Genomic DNA, 24,823 nt, shown 5'->3' on the forward strand with positions numbered 1-24,823 from the left:
GCGTCATCGACGCGAGGACGTCAGGGCACCAGCGTGATCTTGCCCGGCGAATGCGCTTCGACGAGACGGTGCGCCTGGGCTGCTTCGGCGAGCGGAAGCCGCTCGCCGAGCTCGACCGAGAAGTGACCCGCCGAGAGCAGCGCGAGCACGACCGGAACGGCCTCGGCCCGCCACGCGAGCTGCTGGTCGGTGAGCGGTTCGGGGGATCCGCCGGAGAACCCGCGGATGCCGAATCCCGCCGCGTCCGCGCCGCGCACGATCGTTGCGATGCGCGAACGATCCTCGACGAGGGCGAGTGAGGCGGCGATGGCCTCGTCCGTTCCTGCCGCGTCGAACGCCGCGGTGTAGCCCTGAGGCGCGGCGTCACGCAGGCGCTGTTCGAGTCCGTCGCCGTAGGCGACCGGGATCGCACCGAGCTCGCGGAGCCGGTCGAAACGCGACGGGGACGAGGTGGCGACGACCGTCGCGCCCCAGAGCACGGCGAACTGCACGGCGGCCTGGCCGACCGCGCCCGAGCCCGCATGCACGACGAGGGTGTCACCGCTGCGCACGTCGAGCGAGCGCAGCGACTGGTAGGCGGTGCCGACGGGGATGCCGAGAGCGGCTCCCGTCGCGGCATCCACCTGAGGCGGCCGCGGCTGGATCGAGCCGACCTTGACGATCGCCTCTTCGGAGTAGAGGCCGCTCGCGGAGAAGATCACGACGGGATCCCCGACGCGGAACCCGTCGACACCTTCGCCGACCGCCGTCACCACGCCGGCGCCGTCACTGCCGATGCGGCGGGGATGGGTCATCGGGACGGGGCCGCGCAGGCCCGCTCGCAGCTTCGCATCGATCGGGTTGACGCCCGCGGCTTCGATCCGCACCGCCACCTGGCCCGCCTCCGGGGAGGGGATCTCGACGTCGGTCAGGGCGAGGACGTCGGGCCCACCGTGCTCGGAGTAGACGATCGCTTGTGTCATGGTGCTCGCCACTCTGCCCTGTGTCGGGCTCGGACGCAATGCGCCCCGAGGCGGACCGGCGATGGACTCGCCGGTCTGCCTCGGGCGGGACGCCGGAACTCAGCCGCAGGCGAGCGACGGGTACGGCGCCGTGAGGTTCGCGGTCGCGCCGGCCTGGGTCACGGACACCGTGGCCGTTCCCGCGGGCATCGCGCCGAGCCGCGTCGTGAAGGCGGCCGACGCGCTCTTGCCCGCAGCCACTGTGACGGTCTTCGCGCCGTACACGGTCGTGATGTCGGCCGCCGCGGAGCTGTCACCGGTGTTGCTCAGGACGACCGAGACCACGGCCTTGCCCGCCAGGCACCGTGCGCTGGTCGTGGCCTGGACGGACACCGCGGGGGTGACGGTCACGGTGGCCTCCACCGGCATACGCGAGTCGTCCTGCGCGATGCCGGCGACCGTGAACGTTCCCGCGGCGGCGTAGGCGGCGGGAGGGATGGAATCCCAGGCGACGTCGACACTCTGCCGGGAGCCGTCCGCCTTCGTCAGGTGCGCCTGCGGCAGGGTCGGGGCGACGCCCGCCCGCGTCGTCACCGCGATCTCGTCGACCGAGGCGACCGCGATGTCGGTCGCGTAGGCCTCGAGCACACGCTGGTACTCGGAGCGCGTGATCGGGATCACCGTGCCGTGGCGCGGTTTGCCGCCGTCGGCGTTCTGGGGGAGCGACTGGCGCAGTTTCGCGCCGAGCGGCTGCCACGCGTTCCCGTCCTCGAGGTTCGTGGTTCCGAACGGCACGTAGTGGTTGGGGCCGCCGTGGTAGTTGGGCTGGTCGATGAACAGGAACCAGTCCAGGCCGTTCACATCGCCCGCGTTGGCCGGGAAGATGTTGGCGCCCTCGCCGCTGGTGAACGTACCGCCGGGCTCGCCGTTGGGCAGCCCGCTGGCGACACGCTCCTTCACGAGAGTCCACTCGTCCGCCGGTCCCGTCGCGCCCGGCAGCGTGCCCGTGATCGTCGCCAGCAGGTCGGTCGACTTCTCGTGGCGGATCGTCATGCTCGCCTCGTCCTTGGTGAAGCGGTGGTAGACGCCGTCGACCTTCGCGACGGTGGAGTCGATGAGGCCGAGCCCTGCGCCCCGGCGCACGTCGCTCCAGATCCGCGGTTCGGAGAAGGTCACGAAGTCATCGGTCGTCGCGTACATCATCCGGTTGTAGGTGACGGCGGTGCGATCGGCGGCATTCGTGGTCGGGTAGAGGTTGGACGCCCAGAAGACGACGAACGTGTCGAGCTCCTCGTCCCAGTAGGCCTCCGGCGCCCAGGTGTTCCCGGCGTAGTCGCTCGAGACCTTCACGTGACGCTGTTCGGACCAGTTCACCAGGTCGTCTGACTCCCAGACCTCGATGTAGCGGGAGCCGGAGATCTGCGCGGTCGTGAACCCGCCTGCCAGGCCGTCGATCTTCAGGTCCGTCGCGATCATGTAGAACTTGTCGCCCTCGGGTGCGCGGATGATGAAGGGATCGCGCAGCCCCTCGGTGCCGACGGTGGAGGTGAACACCGGCTGTCCGTCGTTCAGGGTGTTCCAGCTGAGCGCGTCGTTGCCCTTGGACGCGGCGATGCTCACTCGTTCGGCACCCTGGCCCTCACCCGTGAAGAACGTCCAGAAGTACGCCTCTGTCTCCTCGTCTCCCGCGGGCAATGGCTGGATGCGGGCGGAGAAGGCGCGGCTGGCGGTCGACGTGCCGTGGGCGGCCACCGCGGTGAGCCCGACCACGATCTCGGGGGAGCCGGCCGCGGGTCGCGTCACCTCCACCGTGCGCGAGTCGTCGCGCACCCCCGCCCGCAGCGCCGCGGACGCCGCATGCGCTGCATCCACCGTCCACGTGATCGTGGACCCCTGTGCGCCGACGGCGGGCACGGAGAAGTTCGTGCGGACGTCGTCGAGATTCGAGATCTGGATCGCCGCGAGGTCCGCCGCCACGAGTTCGGCGTCGGAGAGCAGTTGTGGCACCCGCACCGGATAGGTCTGGATGCGGGTGGCGCCGCCGACGCTGAAGGTGGCGGTCAGCGTGACGTCGGCGTCGCCCGCACCCGCGGCGGGGCGGGTGACGGTCGCGGCGCCGCCCGTGACGGAGATCGCCGGGTTGTTCGATCCCCAGCTCACGGTGACGCCGGCGCTCGCGGTGGGTACGGCGAAGTCGGCCTCCGCGGTCGCAGGGACCGCGACGGCGGCGACGGCGCGGTCGAGGGCCTCGGCGTTGTAGAGCGCCAGCACGTCGGCGTCGCTGAGCGCCTGCCCGTAGATCGCGAAGTCGTCGACGAGTCCGCTCCAGCTCGCGTCGTTGTAGGTCGAGCGGCCGAGGGCCGCGACGAGGTTCGAGCCGAACGAGGCGACGTCGCGGGCGATCGCGTTCTGCGAGATGCGCGCACCGTTCACGTAGACGCGCAACTGGCCCGTGGTGCCGTCGATGACCGTCGTGTAGAGGCTGAGACCGGCGGGCGTGCGGATGCCGGAGGTCGCGGCATTGGTGGCCCCGGGACCGACCTCGGTGGTCCACGGCGAGCCGGGGGAGACCGCGTTCGTGACGACCGACTTGACGTAGCCGTTCGGGTTGGCGGGGTTGAGCAGCCAGTAGCCCGAGGAATAGGAGTTCCCCGACGCGACGGGGGCGCCGATGAAGGCGGCAGCGGTGTTGCCCGCATCCGTGCGCGGCGAGAGCCAGGTCGAGATCGTCAGGTCTTTCTTGCCGACGAGACCCGTCGTGGGGATGTCGAGGTAGGCGGCCGTGCCGCGTGCTCCTCCGGGTAGCGAGAGGCTGCCGTCCGCGACGGCGCCCCCGCTCTGCTGCAGCGTGGCGTCGTACCCGTTGCCGCTCGCATCCGGGATCGTCGTGCCCGCGGCGCTGTCGAAGGTGTAGTGCAGCAGCGGCGCGGGGGTCGCGGCCTGGGCGGCGGTCGGGACGACCGCGCCGGCGACGGCGAGCGCGAGAGCGGTCCACACCGCTCCGCCCCTGGTCAGCATTCGGGATCTGTGGCGCGTGCTCACGCGGAGGCTCCTCGTTCTCATCGAAGGGCGAGAAGCAGCGGAGCGTGCGCGGGGACGTCACGGTCCTCGCGGCGATCGGTTGAGCGTCGTCGCGCAATCGTGTGCCGCGGATGCGGCGGGCAGTCATTGTTACCGAGAACATTCTCGGCCTTGGATCACCGTATTGGCTGCGCGGAGACGTTGTCAACGTCCCATCGCGCGCCGGGAGCATCGCGCACGCGGCGGAGCACCCGGCCCGAGATCAGCCGCGCAGGGTCTTGAGGATGCGCTGGGCGGAGACCGGCTCGGCCGTTCCCAGACGCTGCGCGAACAGACTCACCCGGTACTCCTCGAGCAGCCACCGAGCATGGACGAGAGACGCGGGCGCGGCGTCAGCGGGTGGGATCGTACCGCCGGCATCCGTATACGCGGCGGCGGAGCGCTCGTACTCGGTCAGGCGTTGCCGATCGCGTCCGGGCTGATCGGCCAGCTGCGCCAGCCGTTCGGCGACCGCCGCGAGGTAACGCGGCAGGTGGGCGAGGCGCGCTGTGCCGGTCCGCGAGACGAAACCGGGGTAGACGAGGCCATCGAGCTGTGCGCGGATGTCGCCGAGGGCGCCGAGCAGCGTCAGTGAGTTCTGCCGCTTCATGGCGCGCTCAATCTCTCGCAGGGAGAGCAGGATGCGGGCGACGAGGCTCGTCACCGCGAAGAGCTCGTCCGTGACCGCGGCGCTGAACGCGTCCCTGAGGCTCTCGAAGCCGGCGCGGTCGCGCACGATGCCGTCCGGGGCCGTGCGGGCGATGACCGCATCCGCGACTGCGACGCGCGCGTCCTCGACGAGGGTCTTTGCGGAGGGGTAGGGCGAGGCGGCGAGAGCGAGCTTCTCGTTGGCGGTGAGGTGATCGAGCACGTAGGAGACGGGGGAGGGCACCGTCTGGAGCACGAGGCGGCGGATGCCCGCGCGCGTCGCCCTGGCTGCCGCCTCCGGCGTCGCCTCGATGCGCAGCGACACACCCGCGCCGTCGTCGATGACCGCGGGGTAGCCGCGCACCACACCGCCCGCCACGCGCGTGTCGACCTGTTCGGGGAGCGTGCCGAAGTCCCAGTCGGTCACCCCCGTGCGCTCGACGAAGCCGTCGGCGTTCGCGGCGACGCGCGCGCCGGGTGTGCCGGGTGCGGTGACGACGCCGGGGGCGGCGGGACCGCGGCGCAGCGAGCGTGCGACGGAAGAGCGCGCGCGATCGGCGAAACGTTCCTGCAGGGCGACCAGGTCGCGGCCGGAACCGGCCGCGCGACCGCGCTCGTCGACCGCGCGGAACGAGATCAGCAGGTGGTCGGGCACGCGTTCCATCTCGAAGTCGGCTGCGCCCACCGGCTGATTGGCGACCCGCTGGATGCGGCTGGCGAGGGCGTCGCGCAGGGGGAGCGGGGGAAGGCCCGCGTGATCCTCGGGACCGGCGCCGTTCAGCTCCTCGGCGAAGCGCGCCGCCCAATCGGCCGCCGGCACGACATGGCGTCGGATCGCCTTGGGCAGCGCTCGCAGCAGCGCCGTGATCAGCTCATCGCGCATGCCCGGCACCTGCCAGTCGAATCCGCGCGGCGAGAGCTGCGCCAGGAGCGCGAGCGGGACCACCGCTGTCACACCGTCGTCGGCGGCCCCCGGCTCGAACCGGTACGCGAGCGAGAGCACCTGATCCCCCTGTGTCCAGCGGGTCGGGAAGGCGCGTTCATCGGCGCGCTCCGCGCCCTCGAGCAGGTCGGCCTCGCTCAGATCGAGCAGGCGGGGCGTGCGCCCGATGGCGTCCTTCCACCACGACTCGAACGAGCGGGCGTCGAACACGTCGGCCGGGATGCGGGAGTCGTAGAAGGCGTAGACCGCCTCGTCTCCGGCCAGGATGTCGCGGCGCCGCTCGCGCTCCTCCACCTTCTCCAGGCGTCGGCGCAGCTCGAGGTTGCGGCGGGCGAAGGCGGTCAGCGGCTTGGGCAGGCGTGAGGGATCCCACTCCTCGTCGACGAGCGCGTGGCGCACGAACATCTCCCGCGCGAGCGGGCGATCGAAGCGCGCGAGCTGCACGCGTCGTCGCGGGATGATCTCGACGCCGAACAGTGTGACCTTCTCGTAGGCGGTGGCGGCACCGGCATCCTTCGACCAGTGCGGCTCGCTCAGCTGCCGTTTGGCGAGATCGCCCGCGAGGGGCTCGGCCCAGGCTGGATCGATCGCTGCGACCGTGCGGGCGAAGAGGCGGCTCGTCTCGACGAGCTCCGCGGCCATGACTGCCGTCGGCCGCTTCTTGCGCAGGCCGGAGCCGGGAAACAGTGAGAAGCGCGTGCCGCGGGCCCCGCGATACTCCGCGCGCGTCCCCTTGCCCTCTCGGCCCTTCTCGCGCTCGTCGAGGATGCCGATGTGCGAGAGCAGCCCGGACAGGAGAGCGCGATGCACGGTTGCGGGGTCCGCCGCCCCCGGCGCGCGCTCGGTGTCGCGGCGCAGACCGAGCAGCTGTGAGAGCTGCCGGTGCACGTCGAACCACTCTCGCACGCGCACGTAGTTGAGCATCTCCGCCCGGCACAGCCGGCGGAAAGCGCTCGAACCGAGCTCGTCCTGCTGCTCGCGCAGATGGTTCCAGAGGTTCAGGAGAGTCAGGAAGTCGCTCGTGGGGTCGACGAAGCGCGCGTGCAGTCGATCTGCTTCCTCGCGGCGCTCCTCGGGACGCTCGCGGACGTCCTGGATCGACAGGCCGGCCACGATCGCGAGCACATCGGGTAGTACGTCGGTGCGCCGCGCCTCGACGAGCATGCGCGCGAAGCGCGGGTCGATCGGCAGTCGGGAGATCTCCCGCCCGAGCTGGGTGAGCGCGGACCCCTGCCGACTCTGTCGGACGGCCTGCAGCTCGACGAGCAGATCGAGCGCCGATTGGACGCCGCGGGAATCGGGAGGGGTGAGAAACGGGAAGGCGGAGATGTCGCCGAATCCGAGCGCGAGCATCTGCAGGATGACGGCGGCGAGAGAGGTGCGGAGGATCTCCGGCTCGGTGAAGACGGGACGCCGCTCGAGATCGCCCTCCCCGTACAGGCGGATCGCGATGCCCGGCGCCGTTCGCCCGGCACGGCCGGACCGCTGCTGTGCGGAGGCCTGCGAGATGGCCTCGATCGGCAGCCGCTGCACCTTCGACCGGTTGCTGTAACGGGAGATGCGGGCGGTTCCGGTGTCGATCACGTAGCGGATGCCGGGAACCGTCAGGCTCGTCTCGGCGACGTTCGTCGCGAGGATCACCCGGCGCCGCACACCCGCGACGCGGGACCGCTCGAACACGCGATGCTGCTCGGCCGCGGACAGGCGCCCGTAGAGGGGGAGCACCTCGGTGGGCGCCGTGGCGGAGGCGTAGGCGGCGCGCACCGCATCCGCTGCGTCGCGGATCTCGGCCTCGCCGGGAAGGAAGACGAGGACGTCGCCCGGCGCCTCGGCATCGAGTTCGCGGAGCGCCTGCACGATGGCGCTCACCTCGTCCTCGGTCTCGGCGGCGCTGACGGCCGCCTCTTCGGTGTCGTCGTCGGTCTCCGGGACGAGCGGCCGATAGCGGATCTCGACGGGGTAGGTGCGCCCCGACACCTCGACGACGGGAGCGGGGACACCATCGGCGTCCGCGAAGTGGCGCGCGAAGCTCTCGGGATCGATCGTGGCGGAGGTCACGATGACCTTCAGGTCAGGACGCTCGGGAAGGATGCGGCGGAGATACCCCAGCAGGAAGTCGATGTTGAGGGAGCGCTCGTGGGCCTCGTCGATGATGATCGTGTCGTAGCGGCGCAGGAGCCGGTCGCGGTGGATCTCGTTGAGAAGGATGCCGTCGGTCACCAGCGCGACGCGGGTGTCAACGGAGACCTTGTCGGTGAAGCGCACCTTGTAGCCCACCGTGGAGCCGAGCGGGACCTGCAGCTCCTCGGCGATGCGCTCGGCGATCGTCCGCGCGGCGATGCGGCGCGGCTGCGTGTGCGCGATACGGGTGCGCCCCAGCTCCAGACAGATCTTCGGCAGCTGGGTGGTCTTGCCGGATCCCGTCGCACCGGCGACGATCACGACCTGGTGGTCCTCGATGGCGCGCGCGATCTCCTCCCGGGCCGCGCTGACGGGCAGCTCGGGCGGGAAGGAGATGACGGGTTCCGGCGTTGACACAGCCTTCGATGCTAACCCGAGCCGGGGCTCAGATGCTCAGCAGCGTCGCGAGGCCCACGATCGAGCCCACGAACACGACCGCTGAAACCCCCGCGAGCACCGTCAGCCGGGTGCGGGTGGCTCGGCGCCGTGCGATCCGGGCCGAGAGTCCACCGTCACCGATGTCGACGACCGGGGATGCGGCGGCGGTCGTCGGCGCTGACGTGATCGTCGGCGTACGGATCGCGTACCGTTCGCGCGCGGGCGTACGGTCGGTGTCGGCATCGGGCGCGAACGATGCGGTCTGCCTCGCGGCATCCCGACGCGCGCGCGTGAGACGCGGTGACGCCCCCGCCTTCGTCCCGCGCGGCGACAGGCTCGTCGCGTCGTCGGGGACCGCGTCGCGCGGACGCAGCACGGTGTCATCCGCATCCGCATCCGCATCCGCATCCGCATCCGCAGGCCGGTCGCGGCGGCGCAGCAGCGTCGCGTCATGCGGCTCGTCGCGGGGACGCAGCACGGTGTCGTCGGCGTCGGGCGCGTCGACGGTCGAAGGTGCGCGGGGGGTGAGGATCGTGTGTTCGTCCTCGTCCTCGTCCTCGGCGGCGGTGACCGGCAGCGGACGGGGGACGACCACGGTCGCATCCGTCGTGGGAACGGGCTTGCGCACCAGCAGGGTGCCGTCGTCCGGTTCGTCAGAGGGCGGCGCCTTCTCGGGCGACGGGGCCTGGTCCTCGACCGGACGCCGCACCAGCGCGGTACGGTCGTCCACATCCTCCGGCGCGACGGTCTGTTCGGCGGAGGGTCGACGGTCGACGATCACGGTCTCGTCGGCGGGCGGATCCGGCGTCTCGCGCGACACGATCGCCGTCGCGTCGGTCGCCTCCGCGGCCGCGGAGGCGTTGCGTCGGTCGCGCCGGCTCACGAGCTGGGTGCTGTCTTCCGGCTGTTCGGCCGGAGCGGGCCCGCGGCGCGAAAGGCGGGTGGCGTCGTCTGCGTCGGTCATGCGTCCCCCACGAAGCGGATGCGGGCACCGCCGGCGAGCTCCGCGCTCGCACCCTCGCGTACCTCCACCGCGCGGTCCGGCACGAGCAGTCGGGCGACGCCGTCCGCGTCGATCACGGCCGTGCCGCCCGGCGTCGCGAGGTCCTCGATCTGCACGCGCGTACCGTCGGTCCAGATCTTCACGTGCGCGCGGGAGACGTCGCGCGAGACGTCTCCGAGCGCCACGAGAGTCGGCAGGTCGTCGCCCTCCACGCGTGAGCTGCGCGGTCCGCGCCCGACCAGCAGCGTGCCGTGGATCGGCACGATGTCCCCGCCCGGCAGCTCGATGGCGCGCGGGGCACGCGGCGTCCGCGGCGCGGGCTTCGGAGCGAGCGCGCTCGAGCTCGTCACGACCGTCTCGTCGTCGGCGGGTTCGGCCGCGGCAGGGCGCGGCCGAGGGGCCGCGGCGGCGGGCGGGGCGGCCGAGGGAATCGGTGGCCGCACCACGGCGGGGCGTCCGCGCAGCATGATGCCCGCGGCCGTGGTCGGTCCCACGCGCACGGGGCGCTCCGGTGTCGGGCCCAGGTCGAACAGCTTCGGCTCCGCATCCGGGGCGCCGGCCCAGGCGCGCACGACCGATGCCGCCTCCACCTCGCGCCAGGTGTGGGCACCGACGCCGTCGACGCGCCAGACCCGGCGGGAACGGTCTTCGAAACGGAGCACGAACTCGCCGCGGACGAAGGCGGTCAGGCGGTCGTCGTCCAACGCGACGACGGCGAACGCCGGGACCGCGGCGATGCCGTCGGTGAGGAGGGCGTCCAGGATCTCGGGTGTTCCGGGCATGGTTCCCGTCGACAGCACGCGTCGCGCGGCGGCGACCGCGGCGTCGCCCCCGACGATCACCGCGAGCGTGTCGGTGGCGATCGCGGGCAGGGGCCCCTCGAACCAGGTCCGCTCAGCCACGGATCGGCCGCTCTCGTCGCGAGGTGATGGTGTCCACCTCGATGGGCTGCACGGCCGCCTGCTCGCTGGTCGCGAAGCCCCCCGTCACCTCGTCGGCCCGGGGAGCGAGTCCACCGGAGCGCACATCCACCACGACGGCGCTGATGTTGTCGCGGCCGCCGCGGGCGAGCGCCTGATCCACCAGCGCATACGCGGTCTGCTCGGCGGATCCGCCGAGGCTGAGGCCGGCCAGCACCGCCTCGTCGCTCAGATCGTTCGACAGACCGTCCGAGCACAGCAGCATGCGCTCGCCGGTCACGATGGGGGAGAGCCAGTAGTCGGCGGGGCTCTGGCTGTCGCCGACGGCGCGGGTGATGACGTTGCGACCCGGATACGTGGACATCTCGGAGCGGCTGATCTTGCCCGCATCCACGAGTTCCTGCACGACCGAGTGATCGACCGTGAGCTGCTCGAGGGAGCTCCCGACGAGCCGGTACACCCGGGAGTCGCCGATGTTCACGACGAGCCACGCATGCGACCCGTTCTGCACCACGGCGACCAGGGCCGCGAGGGTGGAGCCGGCACCGCGCGCGTGGCGCCCCGCGACCTGGGACACCGCGGCGTGTGCGGACTCGACAGCGGTGACAACCTCCTCCGGCTGCACGTCGTCGCGACCGACGAGGTGACGGAACGCGTCAACGACCGCCGCACTGGCCAGATCGCCCGCCTCGTGGCCTCCCATGCCGTCGGCGACGAGGAACACCGGGTACTGCGCGAGCACCGCATCCTCGTTCAGCTTGCGTACGCGGCCGACGTCGGAGCGCGCTCCGGCCATGACGACGATCCCGGTCATGGTCGTCCCCTTCCATCTCGCGACGCAGCCTCGCGCAATCCGCGTGCGAATGAGCGTAGCGACAGGCGAGCCTTCCAGCGCGTCCACAGGCCGCCTGTGGACGCGAAACGTTGCCGTTCCTGGTCGATGAGCTCCCAGAACCGGGCGGAGTCCTCTTCGGTGGTGGTTCCCGGCGCGAACACCGCTCGATCCGCGAGGGCGGCGAGCGTCGCGGGGTCGGCGGTGTCCGCATCGCCGACGGCGGCCGCGGTCTCCGATCGCGTCGCCGCGGGCGGGATGCGGTGGCCGTGATCGACGGCCGCGTCGAGGTACTCCTCCCAGCCGCCGACGACGCGGTCGACCGGGTCCGCCGACGAGCGCCGGGCCCGTCGACGCATGATCTTCGCCGCCAGCACCGCGATGGCGGGCATCAGCAGGATCAGCAGCGCGAAGATCGCGATGCCGGAGATGCGCAGCGTCGCCCACAGCCACGCGAGATCCACCGGATCCGTCGGCTCGTCGCTCTGCGGCGGCGACGCATCGGCGGGATCGGCCTCGGGGGGCAGGACGGTGTCGGCCTGCTCGGGCTCGACCGGGGTCATGTTCTGCGGGTCGCGACGCTGCTGGACGTCGGGCGAGAGCGGTACGCGGTGCTGGGGGGTCGTGTCGATCGCCGTCCAGGAGCCGTCCGCGTCGCGGACCTCGATCCACGCGGCCAGGTCGCCGCTCGTGCACGTTCCGTCCTCACACACCGGCAGATCCGCGTCGTCGCTGCTCAGGCGGGTGCCGAGCACGACCCGTGCGGGGAAGCCCAGATGATCCGCGATGAGCGCTCCCGCGACGGCGAACTGCTCGTCGTCTCCCGCCGCGGCGACCAGCAGCGAGTCATCGTCGCCGCCGGTCTCGTTCTGCTTCTTGAGCAGCTCCGAGAACAGGTCGCCGATGCGGTCGGTGGAGTGACCGCTGCGGCTGGGTTCGAACGTGTAGTCGCCGAGCTCCTGCGCCCACACCGGGACGGCGCCGGGATCGAGCGTCAACGCGTGCGAGAGGAGTCCGCGCGCCCGCAAGCGCGAGATCAGCTCGACGAGACCCGCGCCGCCCGAGGGGGCGTCCTGCGCGCTCACCCACTCTTCGAGGGATTCGGGGACGAAGGCCGGGTCGAACGTGCCCGAACGGGACGGTGTCAACGTACCGGGGTCGCGCGGGGCGTCGGTGACCACCCCGGTCTGCGTGTAGCTGACGCCGGCGGCGAGCCCCGGGTCCGACAGCTCGACGCCGGTGGCCGAGTCCGGGTTGTAGAAGAAGCCGTCCGACAGGGCGGCCCGCGTCGATCCGGAGAAGTCGATCGAGGTGAGATCGCCCACGGCGGGCACCCAGATGCCCGTGTAGTCGCCGATCGTGAACGTGGCGGAGGCGCGGTCGCCCGTGTCGGCGGGCAGGGAAGCGGGAACCCGTCGGAACTCGGTGCTGTCGGAGCGGTCGCCGGTCTGCGGGTCGGTGGCCCGCATGACCCGGCCGTCGTAGTAGCTGAGGGTCGCCAGACGCACGCGATCCACTCCGGAGTCCGCGGCGACGGTGAACAGCACCTCGTCGAACCGCTCGTCGGAGAAGGCGGCGCGGTAGTCGGCGAGGGGGCTCAGCGTCTGACGCACCTTCAACACGGGGTCGACCGCCGTGCGCAGCACGTCGCGGGAGGAACCCGCCACTGCCCAGGGCGCGAGCGCGAGTCCCAAGGTGAGGGCGATGACGAGCATCCCCGCGGCGAGGGCGATGCGGCTGCCGAGGGTGCGCGCGACACGGACGGAGGAGCGTACGCCGCTCGCCGAGCGCGCGACGCGCAAGGCGACCCGACGCGTGTGGACGTTGCGCCACACGTACCAGGCGAAGCCGGTGAGCAGCGCGCCGAGCCCGACCGCCGCCTCCCAGACCCCATCCAGTTCCCACGGCCCGATGCGCCACGAGCCGTCCACGGCGCTCGATCCGAACAGGACGCCGAACGCGGTGATCAACAGCGCGAGCGGTGCCGCGAGCACCCAGAGCCTGACCGCGCGCAACGCCAGCAGGAGCGCCAGGGTTCCGAGGGCGAGCATCAGGAAGAAGGGGAGCGCGAGAGTCGCCTGGTACACCCCGAGCGGCAGCTCGAGGGTGAGCAGGTTCTTCCACCCCGTGACGGGTGCGCTCACGACGCCCCAGACGCCCGGCAGGATCGTCGCGGGGTCGGTGATCATCGTCGGCGCGGCGACCGGAACGCCGACGACGACGTACGCGCCCGCGGTGATGAGGGCGAGCTGCCACCAGCGCAGCGGACGCCAGAGCGAGAGCAGGGCGATGCCGGTGGAGACGACGATCGCCACCGCGGCGACGAGCACGAACCAGCCGCTGCGGTAGATCGCCCACGCGGATGCGGCGCCGATCGCCAGCAGGGCGTCGATGAAGGCGATGTTGCCGACGAGGAACGCGATGTCGCGTTCGGTGCGGCGGGGCCGGCGCGCTCGGGCGCGTGCGTCCGGCGCGCTCATGACTGCGCGCTCCGAGCGAGGATGTGGCGGAGGTCTTCGAGCAGACCCATCGTCACGATCGAAGCGCCGCCGATGGTGCGGAAGCCGGGCTCCGCCGTCGGGTCGCACACGATGGCGGCCACGCCTGTGTCGGCCGGGAAGGCGAGGGCGGCGTGCTGCAGCATCCGCAGTGTGGGGGTCGATCCGCAGATCAGGAATCCGATGGAGACATCGCGGTGCGCCTCCACCGCCAGGCTCGCGACGTCGCGGAGTCCGGTGATGCGCTCGCCCTTCTCGACCCCGGCGAGTTCGTCGAGCAGGGTGCGCGCGGTGATCGTGACCAGATCTCGGGAGGAGCGCACGGCACGGCGGGCGAACTCGGGGACCTCGCCGCCCACGACGACGGAGACGTCGCGTCCGTCGCGGATACCGCGCACCCCGAGAGACGCGGCGGCGCTGACGGCGAGCTCGAACTCCTCGTCGTCGGCGTAGTCCTCCTCGCCCGTCGCCAGCACGATCACCATCCGCGAGCGGCGGGACTCCTCGTATTGGCGCACCATGAGGGTCCCGGTCTTGGCCGTGGACTTCCAGTGGATCTGGCGTTGCGAGTCGCCGGGAGCGTACTCGCGGATCGCGTGGAACGAGATGTCGGCGTCGACGACGAGGGAGGAGGGGATGCCCTCGAGGTCTTTGATGAAGCCGGTCGCGGTGCTCGGGATCGCGGTCGTCACGGGGTGGACGTAGAGCGTGTGGACGTCCTCCCACACGACTTCGCGGCGAAGGATGCCGAGGGGGTCGCCGCGGACGGCGCGGGCGGGGCCGATGTCGAGCACGCCGCGGCGCAGCCCCGGGATCGTCAGCTCTTCGTCGTGCGTGGCCTCGTGGCGCAGCAATGGGATCGCGACGTCGACGAGTCCCTCGCCGACGGGCACGTCGACGCGCCCGGGGAGGGCGACGCCCTTGCCGACGTTGACGACGCGCAGCGACAGCGCGACCTCGCTGCCGGCGACGACCCGATCGTGCGCGAGGCCGAGGCTCACGCGGTAGGCCCGCGCACCGAACAGGAACGGTGCCGCGCACAGGACGAGAACGGCGGCGACGGCGCCGGCCAGGACGAACTCGATCCACCCGAACACGATGCCGAGGCTCAGACCGATCGCGGCGGCTCCGATGAGCAGCCATCCTCCCGCGGTGACGGTGTCGCCGACAGCGCGGGCGCTGCGGGCCACGGCTCGTCGTACGCGCCGCCAGAAGCGGATGCCGCCCACGACGATGACGGTCGTGGAACGCGACGTGTCGTAGCGCGTGCGCGTGCTCCCGGCGGTCGACGTCGAGGTGGACGTCGAGCCGATCCGGGTGATGCGGGAGGAGGAATCGGTCACGCGGACTCGCGCTGCGTCGGGGGAGCGACGTCGAGCATGACCTGGCCGATCACCGCGCCGGCGGTCACGCCGTCGAACTCCGCCTCGGGGTCGAGGATGAGGCGGTGGGCGAGAACGGGCTCGGCGAGTGCCTTGACGTCGTCGGGGGTCACGTAGCCGCGTCCGTGCGCCAGGGCCCAGGTGCGCGCGGCGCGGGTGAGAGCGAGCGCACCGCGCACGCTGACGCCCAGGCGCACCTGCGCGGCCTGGCGGGTGGCCTCGACGACGCGCGCGATGTAGTCCAGCACGAGCGGGTTCAGGTAGGCGTCCTGCGCGATCTGGCTGAGCGTCTGCACGGCCTCGGGCGTGATGACCGCGCCCACCTCGCGCTTGCCGGCGGCGCTGCCCTCCAGGATCCGCACGGTCGCGGCGTGGTCGGGGTAGCCCAGCGACGTCTTCATCAGGAACCGGTCGAGCTGCGCCTCGGGAAGGCGGTATGTCCCGGCCTGTTCCACGGGGTTCTGGGTCGCGACCACGAGGAACGGGCTTCCCACGCGGCGCGAGACGCCGTCGACCGTGACCTGGCCCTCCTCCATGACCTCCAGCAGCGCCGACTGGGTCTTGGGGCTGGCGCGGTTGATCTCGTCGGCGAGGACGATGTTGGCGAAGATCGGGCCCGAGTGGAACTCGAACTCGCCGCGCTTCTGGTCGTACACCGTGATGCCGGTGACGTCGCCGGGAAGCAGGTCGGGTGTGAACTGGATGCGGGAGCTCGTGCCCTGCACGCTCTCGCCCATCGCGCGTGCGAGCGAGGTCTTGCCCGTGCCGGGGAAGTCCTCCAGCAGCAGATGCCCCTGCGAGACGAGCGCGGTGAAGGCGAGCTCGATGACGTGACGCTTGCCGAGCACCACCTGCTCGACGTTCTCCACGAGGGAGGAGAACGTCTCCTGGAACCAGGCGGTCTGTTCTGGAGTGACGGTCATCGATTCAGCCTCCGTTGCTGGGGGAAGTGGTCGTCGGTTCGGGATCGACCGTGCCCTGGCAGTCCGCCCGGGCGTCGAAGGTCTCGGTCTGGTAGGCCGCCGCGCCGTTCGTCCACACGAACTCGATCGTGGCCGTGACGCGCTTGGTCCCGTTGGGAACCTTCAGCGGATCGTCCGGGTTGGGATCGATCTTGGGCGGGAAGAGGATGCCGTCGCCGTAGTACGTCACGGACCCCTCCTTGATGCGTGCTTCTCCCAGACCGCCGGCGACCTGGTCGACCGCGACGCCGAGCCGCTGTCCCACGGTGCACTGGGTGATGCGCGCGTTCGAGAGCTGCTCCTGACGCGCCTTCGCGGGATCGGCGGGACCGACCGCGCCCTCGGGGCTGCAGCGCTCCTGGTTCGAGCCGTTCACGCAGTACTTCGCGGTGATCTGGGTCTCCTGCCCGATGCCGGGCTCCCGGTTGGTGATGACCGTCTCGTACCCGGACTTGCCCGGCACGTCGACGTTGTTGACGCGGTAGGAGACGCCACCGCCCCATTCCGTGGAGCGTCGGATGGAGTAGGTGCCGCCCGTGGGGGCGGCAGGCTGCTGCCACGCCCACCCGTCGGCGGTGCCGCTCTTCGCCGCGCCGAAGCCGTTGCTGACGCACGCGCCGACCGTGTACTTCTGGTTCTCCTGCAGACCGTCGATGGTGGTCGATGTCGAGGTGGCCCCGTTCACGTTGGCCCGCAGGCCCGTCCCGTCCTGCCCGACGTCGCAGGAGAAGTCGCCGAAGCCGGCGCGGTAGGCGACGTAGATGATCTCGCGCTGGCGGCTGCTCCCGTTCATGTCCACGTTCGGCGCCGTCACCACGAGCGACGTGGGCTGCTCCTGCGCCACGCTGATGCCGTCGGTGCGCGGCAGGCCGGCGACCTGCACTCCCGCATTCTTGGTCTGACCGACCGAGCCGCTGCCGTCGGGAGCGGAGTTCGCGCTGTTCGCGGTGACCGTGATCGTGGCCTGGCCGACCGGCATCGTGACCGTGAGTTCGGTGACGTCGCCGTTGGATCTCGGCACATCGCCGTTGGCGCCCGTGACGGTGTAGGTGCGCACCTCCGGGTCGACGTTCTGGATGCGGATCTTCACCGCGCCCGCGTCGCCCGTCGTGCGCTGCCTGTCGTAGACCGGATCGGCGGTGACGTTGCCGACGGCGGGCTGACGGTAGGCCCAGGCCTGCACCGTGACACCGGTCCGGGACTCGCCGACCGTGTTGAACGCGCGGGCCTCGTAGGTGCGGCGATCGCCGTTGCTGGCGACCTGGAAGGGCTCGCACACTCCGGCGGGGGAGCACGTGGTGACCTGCTGGCCGCCCTGCAGGATGTGGAAGCCCTGCAGCGCGGGGTACGCGTTGCCCGCGGCCCCCGGCTCGACCCGCAGGGTGATCGTGCGGTCGCCGAAGCCGATCTGGGTGACGTTGTTGGGAGCCTTCGGGTACCCCTGGAGATCCAGGGTGACCTGGCCGTTGCGGTCGCCCGCCGACTGGCGCCCCTGGGCGTCCTCGACGGTGAAGCCGACCGTGCAGCGCGTGCCGTCGGCATCCGGCGACCAGTTCGCCTGGATCGCGGTGGAGCTGGCGACGCCGAAGGAGACGCCGGCGCAGCTTCCGCCGGAGGCGCCGCCGACGGCGACGAGCTTGAGCGGCGTGCCTGGGAGCGGGTTGATCTCGCCGCCCTGACCGATGACGTTGATCGTGCAGCCGTTGCCCGAGGACTGCAGGCACGGCTGGGTGAGCGTCGCACCCTTCGGCAGCGTCGAGGGCGCCGGACCCACCTGGAGCGCGAGGGTGGCGGGTCGCACATCGCGGTGGCTCGGCAGGGTGACGGTGACCGGCTCCTGACGGCCCGGGCGTGCCGCATCCCGCGCGGTCACGGTCACCTGCGACCCGGTGGTCTGCACCGTGAACTGATCGCCCGCGTACGAGGTGGCGTACTGCAGGGCGCCCCAGTCCTCCGTGCCCGCCCACGAGGTCATGTCGCGCAGCTCGAACGTCGCGGAGGAGCCCGGGCTGACCGTGAGGGACGCCGCGCGCAGCTCGGGCTGCGGGTCTTCGGCGATGACGTCCACGCGGATCGTCAGGTAGGTGTAGGTGTCCTGACCGACCAACCGCACCGGAACGGTGCAGCTGTCGGTCCACGGCGCCCCGGCTCCGGCCGAGTAGCGGACGGTCGTTCCCGAGGTCAGCGCGCAGGTGGCCTCTGCACGGCCGCCGCCGGCGGCGACGCGCGAGGCGTCGATCTCGATGTCGGCGTTGGGAGGCAGGGCCACGGCGCGCGCGAGGTCCACATCCACCGTGCCGCGCTCATCAACCTGCACCGAGGCGGCCGATGCGCGCAGGGTCAGCTGCAGATCGTTCGTCCCCGGCACTTTGAGGAAGCCGTAGGAGGTCACCTCGCTGCCGTCGAAGGCGGTGCCGGTCACCTGGAACGGGATGAGCTCGGTCTTGTCGGGCAGGCGGCCCGAGATCTTGCGGCCGTCGACCGAGATCCCGTCGGGGTCGCCCCACAGTGAGAGCTTCAGCGAGGAGACGTCGCCGGCGTTCCAGGAGACCTTGCCCGTGAGGACGTCGACACCGTCGGGGAAGTCCTCCCGCGTCTCGACGGTGAGCGTGGTGTCGCGCACGGCGGGGTAGTCGGGCACGGGGTCGCGCACGACCTTCAGCACGATGAGGCCGATGGCGGTGTCGCCCTGGGCGTTTCGCACCGTGTACGCGAACGAGTAGGTCCCCAGTTGGGTGCCGGCCTTCAGGCGGACCTCGTTGTCCTCGACGCCCTGCATCATGGCGTCCATCGCGCGGTACTCCTCGGAGCCCACATCCGCGTTGGGCCGCACATCGATCACTTCGAGCGTCGTGCCCGAGGGGTCGAGGTCGTTGTCCGCGGGTCGCACGACGGCCTCGGAGTCCGCGCCCGCCTGCACCTGGACGTAGTCGCTGTAGGTCACCGGTGCGGGGCTCGACTCCGCGTCCAGCACGCCCACGCGCACCTCGCCGACGCCGACCGCGCCGAGGGTGTCGCGCACCTGGTACGTGAAGGAGACCTGGCCCTTGTCTCCGGGGGAGCTCGTGTACAGGATCGCGTCGCCCTCGGCGGAGATCGTCGCCGAGCCACGGCCGGGCTGCGCCGTGATGCGGTCCAGCGTCACGGCATCCCCGTCGGGATCGACGGCGAAGCGGTCGAACGGAATCGACACGGTGGCGCCGCTCAGCACGCGGCCGACGAGGGTGCGGGGCACCGGGGCGGAGTTGGAGTCGTCGGGCAGAACGGTGACGGTCACCTTGGCGGTGTCGGTCATGTCCGGGAAGCCCATGCGGTAGATCGTGTAGCCGAGCGTGTAGGTGCCCGGCTCGGTGGGCGCGAGATAGCGCAGGAGGCGGCCGGTGGCGAAGGCGAGGCCGGTGTTCGACTCGTTCGTGACGGTCGAGGGGTCGATCGCGAACTGCGCGCCGGCCGGGGCCGTGTCGTTGTCGAGCACGGGGATGTCGATCTGCGCGCCGGCGCGCACGGTGGCCGCGTCGTCCACGGCAATCGGCGGCTCCGCCGTCGGCGCGGGCAGCAGCACGACCGTGGTCTCACCGGTCGTGGTCGTGTAGCCGTTGCCGGTACCGTCCGACACCGTGTAGGTGATCACGCCGAGCGTTCCCGGCTGCGCGTTGTCGGTGGAGCCCGCGACACGCAGCATGCTCTGGCCCACCAGGTCGACGCTCAGCGATGCGCTCGGGTCGGGGGTGACGACGACGTCGCTGGCCAGGAGCACGAGACCTGCGGGGTTCGACACCGGCGAGATCACGTCGATGGTCGAGTCCTCGCCGGGGCGCACGAAGGCCGTGAGCGGCGGCGTGGAGATCTGGGTGGCGGCAGGATCGACGATGGTCACCCTGACCGTCCCGGTCGCCTCGGCGAGCGAGTCCGCGACCGTGTACTGCACCAGATACGAGCCGGGGTCGGCGGCGGCGAAGACGAAGGTGCCGGCGACGCTGTTGACGGTGATCTGGGCCGCGGCATCCGTGATCGAGTTGGCGCTGCGCATGGTGATGGCGCCGTTCACACCTGTCACGTGCGGGCGCACATCGATCGTGGTGGGAGCCCCGATCGTGCCCACGGCGGCGAATGAGGCCGCCGTCAGCTGGGGGCTCGGGGTGATCGCGATCTCGAGCGGCTTCTCCGTCGACAGCCCCCGCGCGTCGGTGACCGTCACGAGGATCGTGGCCGACTGGGCGTCGGCCTGGTTCGGGTTCGGGTGCTGGAAGGTGATCGTGCCCTGCGGGTCGAGGGCCACGGAACCGATGCCGCTCTGGTTCACCGCCGAAGAGATGTAGAGCGGATCGCCGTCCGGGTCGACCCAGCCCTCGAGCACGTTCACCGACACGGTGCCGCCGGGCACGACCTGCGGCGACGGCCAGGTCGCGAGGCACGCCTCGACGCCGCACCACACCGGCGCGCTGTTCGCGCCGGGGGGCGACACGGTCAGCGTCACTGTCGCGGGTTGCGAGGTGAGCCCGTCGGTCGTCGTGCCGTCCGTGATCCGGTACCGGAAGGTCGCCGATCCACTCGCCTCCGGGGACACGCGCACGACGAGCTCCTGCTGCTCGTTCGAGACCGAGACGGTTCCGAACGCGGGATCGAGGCCCTCGATGGATGCGGCCACGATGCTCAGCACGTCCTCGTTCGGATCGTGGTCGTTGAGCAGGACGGGCAGGACGGCGCTGCGGCCGGCGCGCACCCCGAACGCATCGTCGACGGCGACGGGCGGCTTCGGATCGATCACGCGTTCGGCCTGGATGTCCTCCTGCTGCTGGGTCGGCACATCCTGGTCGGAATCCCACTGCTGCGAGGACGGCACGAGCGCGCCGTTCGGAAGCGTCCAGACCCAGCCGGAGCGCGTCTCGTTCAAGATCATGCGCGAGCCGTTGGTCAGGAACTCCGGCACGACCTCGTCGCCGAGCGAGCCTCCGGCGTAATCCAGGTCGCTCTGGCCCGCATCCGAGGACCACAGCGTTCCCTGCGCCTGGCTGTTGGGCAGCCAGGCCGCGTACATCACGCCCTTCGCCTCGGCCGGCGCGGCGGGAGTGCCCTGTGCGGCGTCGACGACGCGCTCGGGGCCCGAGCCGTCGAGGGGCACGGAGACCAGTCCGGTCGTGTCGGCGATGTAGACCCGGTCGCGCGACGAGCCCGACTTCTGCAGGACTCCGCCGATCGTCCCTGTCTCGAGGGGCTGATCGCGCCCGCGCAGCCACAGCAGCCCCGAGTCGGGCTCGAGGAGCGCCCACGTCGTGCCCACGGCGCTGAGAGTCCCGGATGCGGGGGCGTCGGACACCGTGTCCGAGCCCTCGATCTCGCCGGTGCGGGCGTCCGCGCGCACCACGCGCTCTTCGGCGGAGGAGTAGGCGTAGACGCTGCCGTCGACGCCGACCGCGACGCTGTCGGCGACGAAGACGGGACGTTCCTCCCCCTCCGCGACCTGCGTCTCGGCGTACGGATCGACGGGCACGGTGCTGCTCGGAGAGGCGAGCGAGCCGGCGAAGACGGCGCCGTTGTCGGTGCGGTAAACGATCGTGTCGCCCGTGGAGACGACGTCGACCGTGCCGGGCGGAGTGTTCTGGAACGCGTCCTCCGCGTCGGCGTTCAGATCGGCGGGCATCGCCATGTCGACGTCCGCGAAGCGGGTGTCGCCCTCGGCGTAGACCAGCAGCCGGTCCGCGTTCTGAACGAGCGCGCTGGGGTTCTCCACCTGCTTGACGGTGTCGATCTCGCCGACGGTCGTGTTCACGCGTGCGTAGCGTCGGCCCTCGCCGGACTGCATCGCCCAGATCGTGCCATCGTCGGGCGGCGTCTGCTGGGCGTCGAAACCCGGCCACACCACGGCGAGCGTCGTGACGATGGCGAGGACGGCGGCGACGGAGCCGCCGATGATCCAGCCGCGGCGATCGGCGAGCGGGGTGCGCGGGGCCTCGGCCATCTCAGGCTCCTCCGAGGACGAGGACGGTCACCAGGACGGCTGCCGCCGCGACGAGGGCGGCGCCGCCCACGAGCAGAGCGATCACGCCGCCGGAAAGTCTGCGTCCGCGCGGCGATGCGCCGGCGAGGACGGTGCCCTCGTCGGGGCGACGACCGCCGCGGTCGCGCGAGCGCACCGGCCGGCGCGATTCGTACTGGACGTTGGGGCGAACGGGGCCGCGAGCGCGATCGTCGGCGAAGTTCACGGGGGTCCCGGCCGATGCCCACTCGTCCACGGCGACTTCCATCGGGGTGTGCGGCAGGCCGAGCTCGTGCTGGATGAGCTGCAGCTCGTAGGCGAACTGGGCGGCCGAGGGGTGGCGGCCGGCGGGGTCGCGGTTCATCGAGCGCGACAGGACGGCTTCGAGACTCGCGGGGACGTCGTGCCGGCCGATGGGGGTGTAGGCGGCGCGGCGGATGCGGGCCTTGAGCTGGTCGCGGCCGTTCTGGCCGCTGCCGGGGTGCTCGAAGGGGCTGCGTCCCGCCAGCAGGGAGTACACGGTCGCTCCCAGCGCCCAGACCTCGGCGGGGACGGATCCCGCGATCCGCTCGTCGATGATCTCGGGCGCGCTCCACGGGACGGACATGGCGAACACTTCGTCGTCGCCGCGTCCGCCCACGGCGGTGGCGATGCCGAAGTCGGCGAGGACGGGAGCGCCGAAGGCGGTCACCAGCAGGTTGGAGGGCTTGATGTCGCGGTGGAGCAGCCCCGAGCGGTGCGCCGTCTCCAGCGCGGAGCCGATCCTGATGCCGGCCTGGAGAACCTCGGCCAGCGGGATCTCCTCGCGTCGATAGCGGGAGCCGAGGGATCCGGGGCAGTACTCCATGACCAGGTAGGGGCGCCCGTCGGAGGAGATGCTCGCCTGATAGATCGTGAGGATCGACGGGTGCGCGCTCAAGCGCGCCATGACGTCGGCCTCGGCATTGAACATGCGCAGCAGGCCGTCGTCGACGATGTCCTCGAGGAGGACTTTGACGGCGACAGGGCGGCGCGGCATGTCCTGCTCGAACAGGAAGACATCGGCGAAACCGCCGGTGCCGAGAGGTCGGACGTACGTGAAGCCGGGGAGAACGGGCGGTGCCGCGGGCAGTCTCTGCGCCACCGGCATCCCCCTTTCCGCGTACGACGTGCACACCCGACGTACGCGCGGGACGCTGCCCAACCTTCCTATCACAGCGTCGTGACCGCATCCGACTCGGAAACCTACGCTTGACACATGTCGTCCCAACTGTCCCGAGCGGCGAGTCCGTACCTCCGTCAGCACGCGGATCAGCCGGTGGCGTGGCACGCGTGGGGCGAGGTCGCTTTCGCCGAGGCTCGGCGGCGCGACGTGCCGGTCATGGTGTCGATCGGCTACGCCACGTGCCACTGGTGCCACGTCATGGCGGCGGAGTCGTTCTCCGATCCCGACATCGCGGCGCGTCTGAATCGGACCATGGTCTCGGTCAAGGTGGACCGTGAGGAGCATCCCGAGGTCGACGCGGTGTTCCTCGCCGCCGCCGCGGCGTTCACCCCGCATCTCGGCTGGCCCCTGACGGTCTTCACGACCCCGGAGGGCAAGCCCTTCTTCGCGGGGACCTACTGGCCGCCGACGGCGCGGGGCCGGCTTCCCGGGTTCGCCGACGTCATCGACGCCGTCGATCAGGCGTGGCGCGAACGCCGCGAGGCGGTGGCCGAGACCTCGGGTGCGCTCCAGCGCGCGCTCGACGCAGCGGCGCGCGAGAGGGGTGACGAGGCGCTCGATCCCGCATGGCCCACGGCCGAGGTCCGCGCACAGCTCGCCGCGCGCATCGCGGCGCGCGAGGATCTCGAGTTCGGCGGCTTCGCTCCTGCGGGAGCGGATGCGGCCACCCCCAAGTTCCCGGTCTGGCCCGTGCTCCGCTTCCTGCAGACCGAGCCCGACGAGGCCTCGCGGCGGCTCGCCCAACGCACCCTCGACCGCATGGCCCGCTCGCCGCTGCGCGACGCGGACGGCGGATTCTTCCGATACGCCACCCGGCGCGACTGGAGCGTGCCGCACTACGAGCGCATGCTCACCGACAATGCCGGTCTCATCCAGGTCGCCCTCGCCGCGGGGCGCGCCGACATCGCCTCCGCCGCGGCGGGATTCCTCGTCGACTCGCTTCAGCTCCCCTCCGGCGGATTCGCCGCCGCGCAGGACTCCGAATCCTGGATCGACGGCGAGCGCAGCGAAGGCGGGTTCTATCAGCGCGTTCTCGACGAGCGGAGCGGGCTGGAGCCCCCGCGCATCGATGACAAGCTGGTCAGCGGATGGAACGGTCTCGCCGTCGGGGCGCTCGCCGCGACGGGCGCACGCCTCGGGCGCGCGGACCTCGTGGACGCAGCCGTGCGTGCCGCCCTCGCCGTCGAGGAGTCGAACCTCGCCGCCGACGGGACCCTGCGCCGGGCATCCCTCGATGAGATCCTCTCGGGCGCGCCGGCGACGCTCGAGGACTACGGCGCCCTCGCCCAGGGCCTCGCGGCACTCGCGATAGCCACGGGATGCGTCGCCTATGCCGTTCAGGCGCGCCGGCTCGTGGACCTGTGCTGGCCGACCGAGGAGGCGGCCGTCGTTCCCGGCGGGCGCGACAGGGTGCTGGCGGCCCTGGGTGCGCCCGAGGTCGACGACGCCGACACCGATCGGCCGTCGGGCGCGGCGTCGATCGCCGAAGCCTCTCTCACCCTGTGGCGTCTGGGCGCGGGGGAGCGTTACCGGGGGCGGGCGCGCACGATCGTGGCGGCGCGCGCGACGCGCGCCGTCGAGGACCCTTTCTCACACGCCGCGGTGCTGCGTGTCGCCGCGTTGCTCGAGAGCGCCGGGCGCCAGATCGTGGTGGTCGCCGACAGCGACGACGATCCGCTGGCGCGTGCCGCCCATGCGACCGGGGCGGATGTCGTCGTGCGGGTGAGTGAGGCGGATGCCAGGGCGTGGTCGGAGGCGGGCTTCTCGCTGTTGACCGGCCGCAGCGCGGCCGACGGACGGCCCACGGCGTACGACTGCCGCGAGTTCGTGTGCCGCCTGCCTATCCACGACGCGAACGGTTTCTCCGAGCTGGACGTCTGAACTCGCTCTATCA

At 71.6% G+C, this 24,823-nt stretch carries 12 protein-coding genes; 1 reads left to right on the forward strand and 11 read right to left on the reverse strand.

Features of this window, described 5'->3' with window-relative positions:
• Positions 1-20: 20 nt before the first annotated feature.
• The 11 genes from QE377_RS13595 to QE377_RS13645 form a co-directional block, all read right to left on the reverse strand.
• Positions 21-962 (reverse strand): NADP-dependent oxidoreductase, encoded by a 942-nt coding sequence (locus QE377_RS13595; protein WP_307324158.1) that lies wholly within the window; start codon positions 960-962, stop codon positions 21-23.
• Positions 963-1,061: 99 nt separating this feature from the next.
• A complete protein-coding gene (locus tag QE377_RS13600; protein ID WP_307324160.1) occupies positions 1,062-3,959 on the reverse strand; it encodes an immunoglobulin-like domain-containing protein in 2,898 nt (965 codons plus the stop codon).
• 265 nt (positions 3,960-4,224) lie between these two features.
• The gene (gene hrpA, locus QE377_RS13605) at positions 4,225-8,130 is read right to left on the reverse strand and encodes an ATP-dependent RNA helicase HrpA (protein WP_307324163.1); all 3,906 of its coding nucleotides are present in this window, start codon (positions 8,128-8,130) and stop codon (positions 4,225-4,227) included.
• A gap of 28 nt (positions 8,131-8,158) precedes the next feature.
• Complete coding sequence (locus tag QE377_RS13610) at positions 8,159-9,115, reverse strand: hypothetical protein (RefSeq protein ID WP_307324165.1); 957 nt, start codon at positions 9,113-9,115, stop codon at positions 8,159-8,161.
• Positions 9,112-10,056, reverse strand: coding sequence for a hypothetical protein (locus QE377_RS13615; protein ID WP_307324168.1), 945 nt, complete (start codon positions 10,054-10,056; stop codon positions 9,112-9,114). The genes QE377_RS13610 and QE377_RS13615 overlap by 4 nt, the downstream gene beginning before the upstream one ends.
• Entirely contained in the window at positions 10,049-10,888 is an 840-nt protein-coding gene (locus QE377_RS13620; protein ID WP_307324170.1) for a PP2C family serine/threonine-protein phosphatase, read from the reverse strand. Before QE377_RS13620 ends, QE377_RS13615 begins: the two co-directional genes overlap by 8 nt.
• A complete protein-coding gene (locus tag QE377_RS13625) occupies positions 10,885-13,386 on the reverse strand; it encodes a transglutaminase domain-containing protein (RefSeq protein ID WP_307324172.1) in 2,502 nt (833 codons plus the stop codon). Before QE377_RS13625 ends, QE377_RS13620 begins: the two co-directional genes overlap by 4 nt.
• Complete coding sequence (locus QE377_RS13630; protein WP_307324174.1) at positions 13,383-14,747, reverse strand: DUF58 domain-containing protein; 1,365 nt, start codon at positions 14,745-14,747, stop codon at positions 13,383-13,385. The genes QE377_RS13625 and QE377_RS13630 overlap by 4 nt, the downstream gene beginning before the upstream one ends.
• Positions 14,744-15,709 carry a MoxR family ATPase gene (locus QE377_RS13635; RefSeq protein WP_307324177.1) on the reverse strand — a complete coding sequence of 322 codons (966 nt, stop codon included), beginning with the start codon at positions 15,707-15,709 and terminating at the stop codon, positions 14,744-14,746. The genes QE377_RS13630 and QE377_RS13635 overlap by 4 nt, the downstream gene beginning before the upstream one ends.
• A gap of 4 nt (positions 15,710-15,713) precedes the next feature.
• Positions 15,714-21,707 (reverse strand): Ig-like domain-containing protein, encoded by a 5,994-nt coding sequence (locus tag QE377_RS13640; protein ID WP_307324180.1) that lies wholly within the window; start codon positions 21,705-21,707, stop codon positions 15,714-15,716.
• A 1-nt stretch (position 21,708) separates the two neighbouring features.
• On the reverse strand, positions 21,709-22,854 hold the full coding sequence (locus QE377_RS13645; protein ID WP_373459534.1) for a serine/threonine-protein kinase: 1,146 nt from the start codon (positions 22,852-22,854) through the stop codon (positions 21,709-21,711).
• Between the two features lie 108 nt (positions 22,855-22,962).
• Between QE377_RS13645 and QE377_RS13650 the strand changes: the two genes are divergently transcribed.
• Complete coding sequence (locus tag QE377_RS13650) at positions 22,963-24,810, forward strand: thioredoxin domain-containing protein (protein ID WP_307324185.1); 1,848 nt, start codon at positions 22,963-22,965, stop codon at positions 24,808-24,810.
• Positions 24,811-24,823: the final 13 nt, after the last annotated feature.

It is taken from the genome of Microbacterium sp. SORGH_AS_0862 (genome assembly GCF_030818795.1).
In the GTDB taxonomy this organism is placed as follows: Bacteria; Actinomycetota; Actinomycetes; order Actinomycetales; family Microbacteriaceae; genus Microbacterium.

What these genes read in the sequence shown, in the direction of transcription:
- QE377_RS13595 (WP_307324158.1), bottom strand. Translation starts at nt 962, where the DNA reads ATGACACAAGCGATCGTCTACTCCGAGCACGGTGGGCCCGACGTCCTC.
- QE377_RS13600 (WP_307324160.1), bottom strand. Translation starts at nt 3,959, where the DNA reads ATGCTGACCAGGGGCGGAGCGGTGTGGACCGCTCTCGCGCTCGCCGTC.
- QE377_RS13610 (WP_307324165.1), bottom strand. Translation starts at nt 9,115, where the DNA reads ATGACCGACGCAGACGACGCCACCCGCCTTTCGCGCCGCGGGCCCGCT.
- QE377_RS13620 (WP_307324170.1), bottom strand. Translation starts at nt 10,888, where the DNA reads ATGACCGGGATCGTCGTCATGGCCGGAGCGCGCTCCGACGTCGGCCGC.
- QE377_RS13625 (WP_307324172.1), bottom strand. Translation starts at nt 13,386, where the DNA reads ATGAGCGCGCCGGACGCACGCGCCCGAGCGCGCCGGCCCCGCCGCACC.
- QE377_RS13635 (WP_307324177.1), bottom strand. Translation starts at nt 15,709, where the DNA reads ATGACCGTCACTCCAGAACAGACCGCCTGGTTCCAGGAGACGTTCTCC.
- QE377_RS13640 (WP_307324180.1), bottom strand. Translation starts at nt 21,707, where the DNA reads ATGGCCGAGGCCCCGCGCACCCCGCTCGCCGATCGCCGCGGCTGGATC.
- QE377_RS13645 (WP_373459534.1), bottom strand. Translation starts at nt 22,854, where the DNA reads ATGCCGGTGGCGCAGAGACTGCCCGCGGCACCGCCCGTTCTCCCCGGC.
- QE377_RS13650 (WP_307324185.1), top strand. Translation starts at nt 22,963, where the DNA reads ATGTCGTCCCAACTGTCCCGAGCGGCGAGTCCGTACCTCCGTCAGCAC.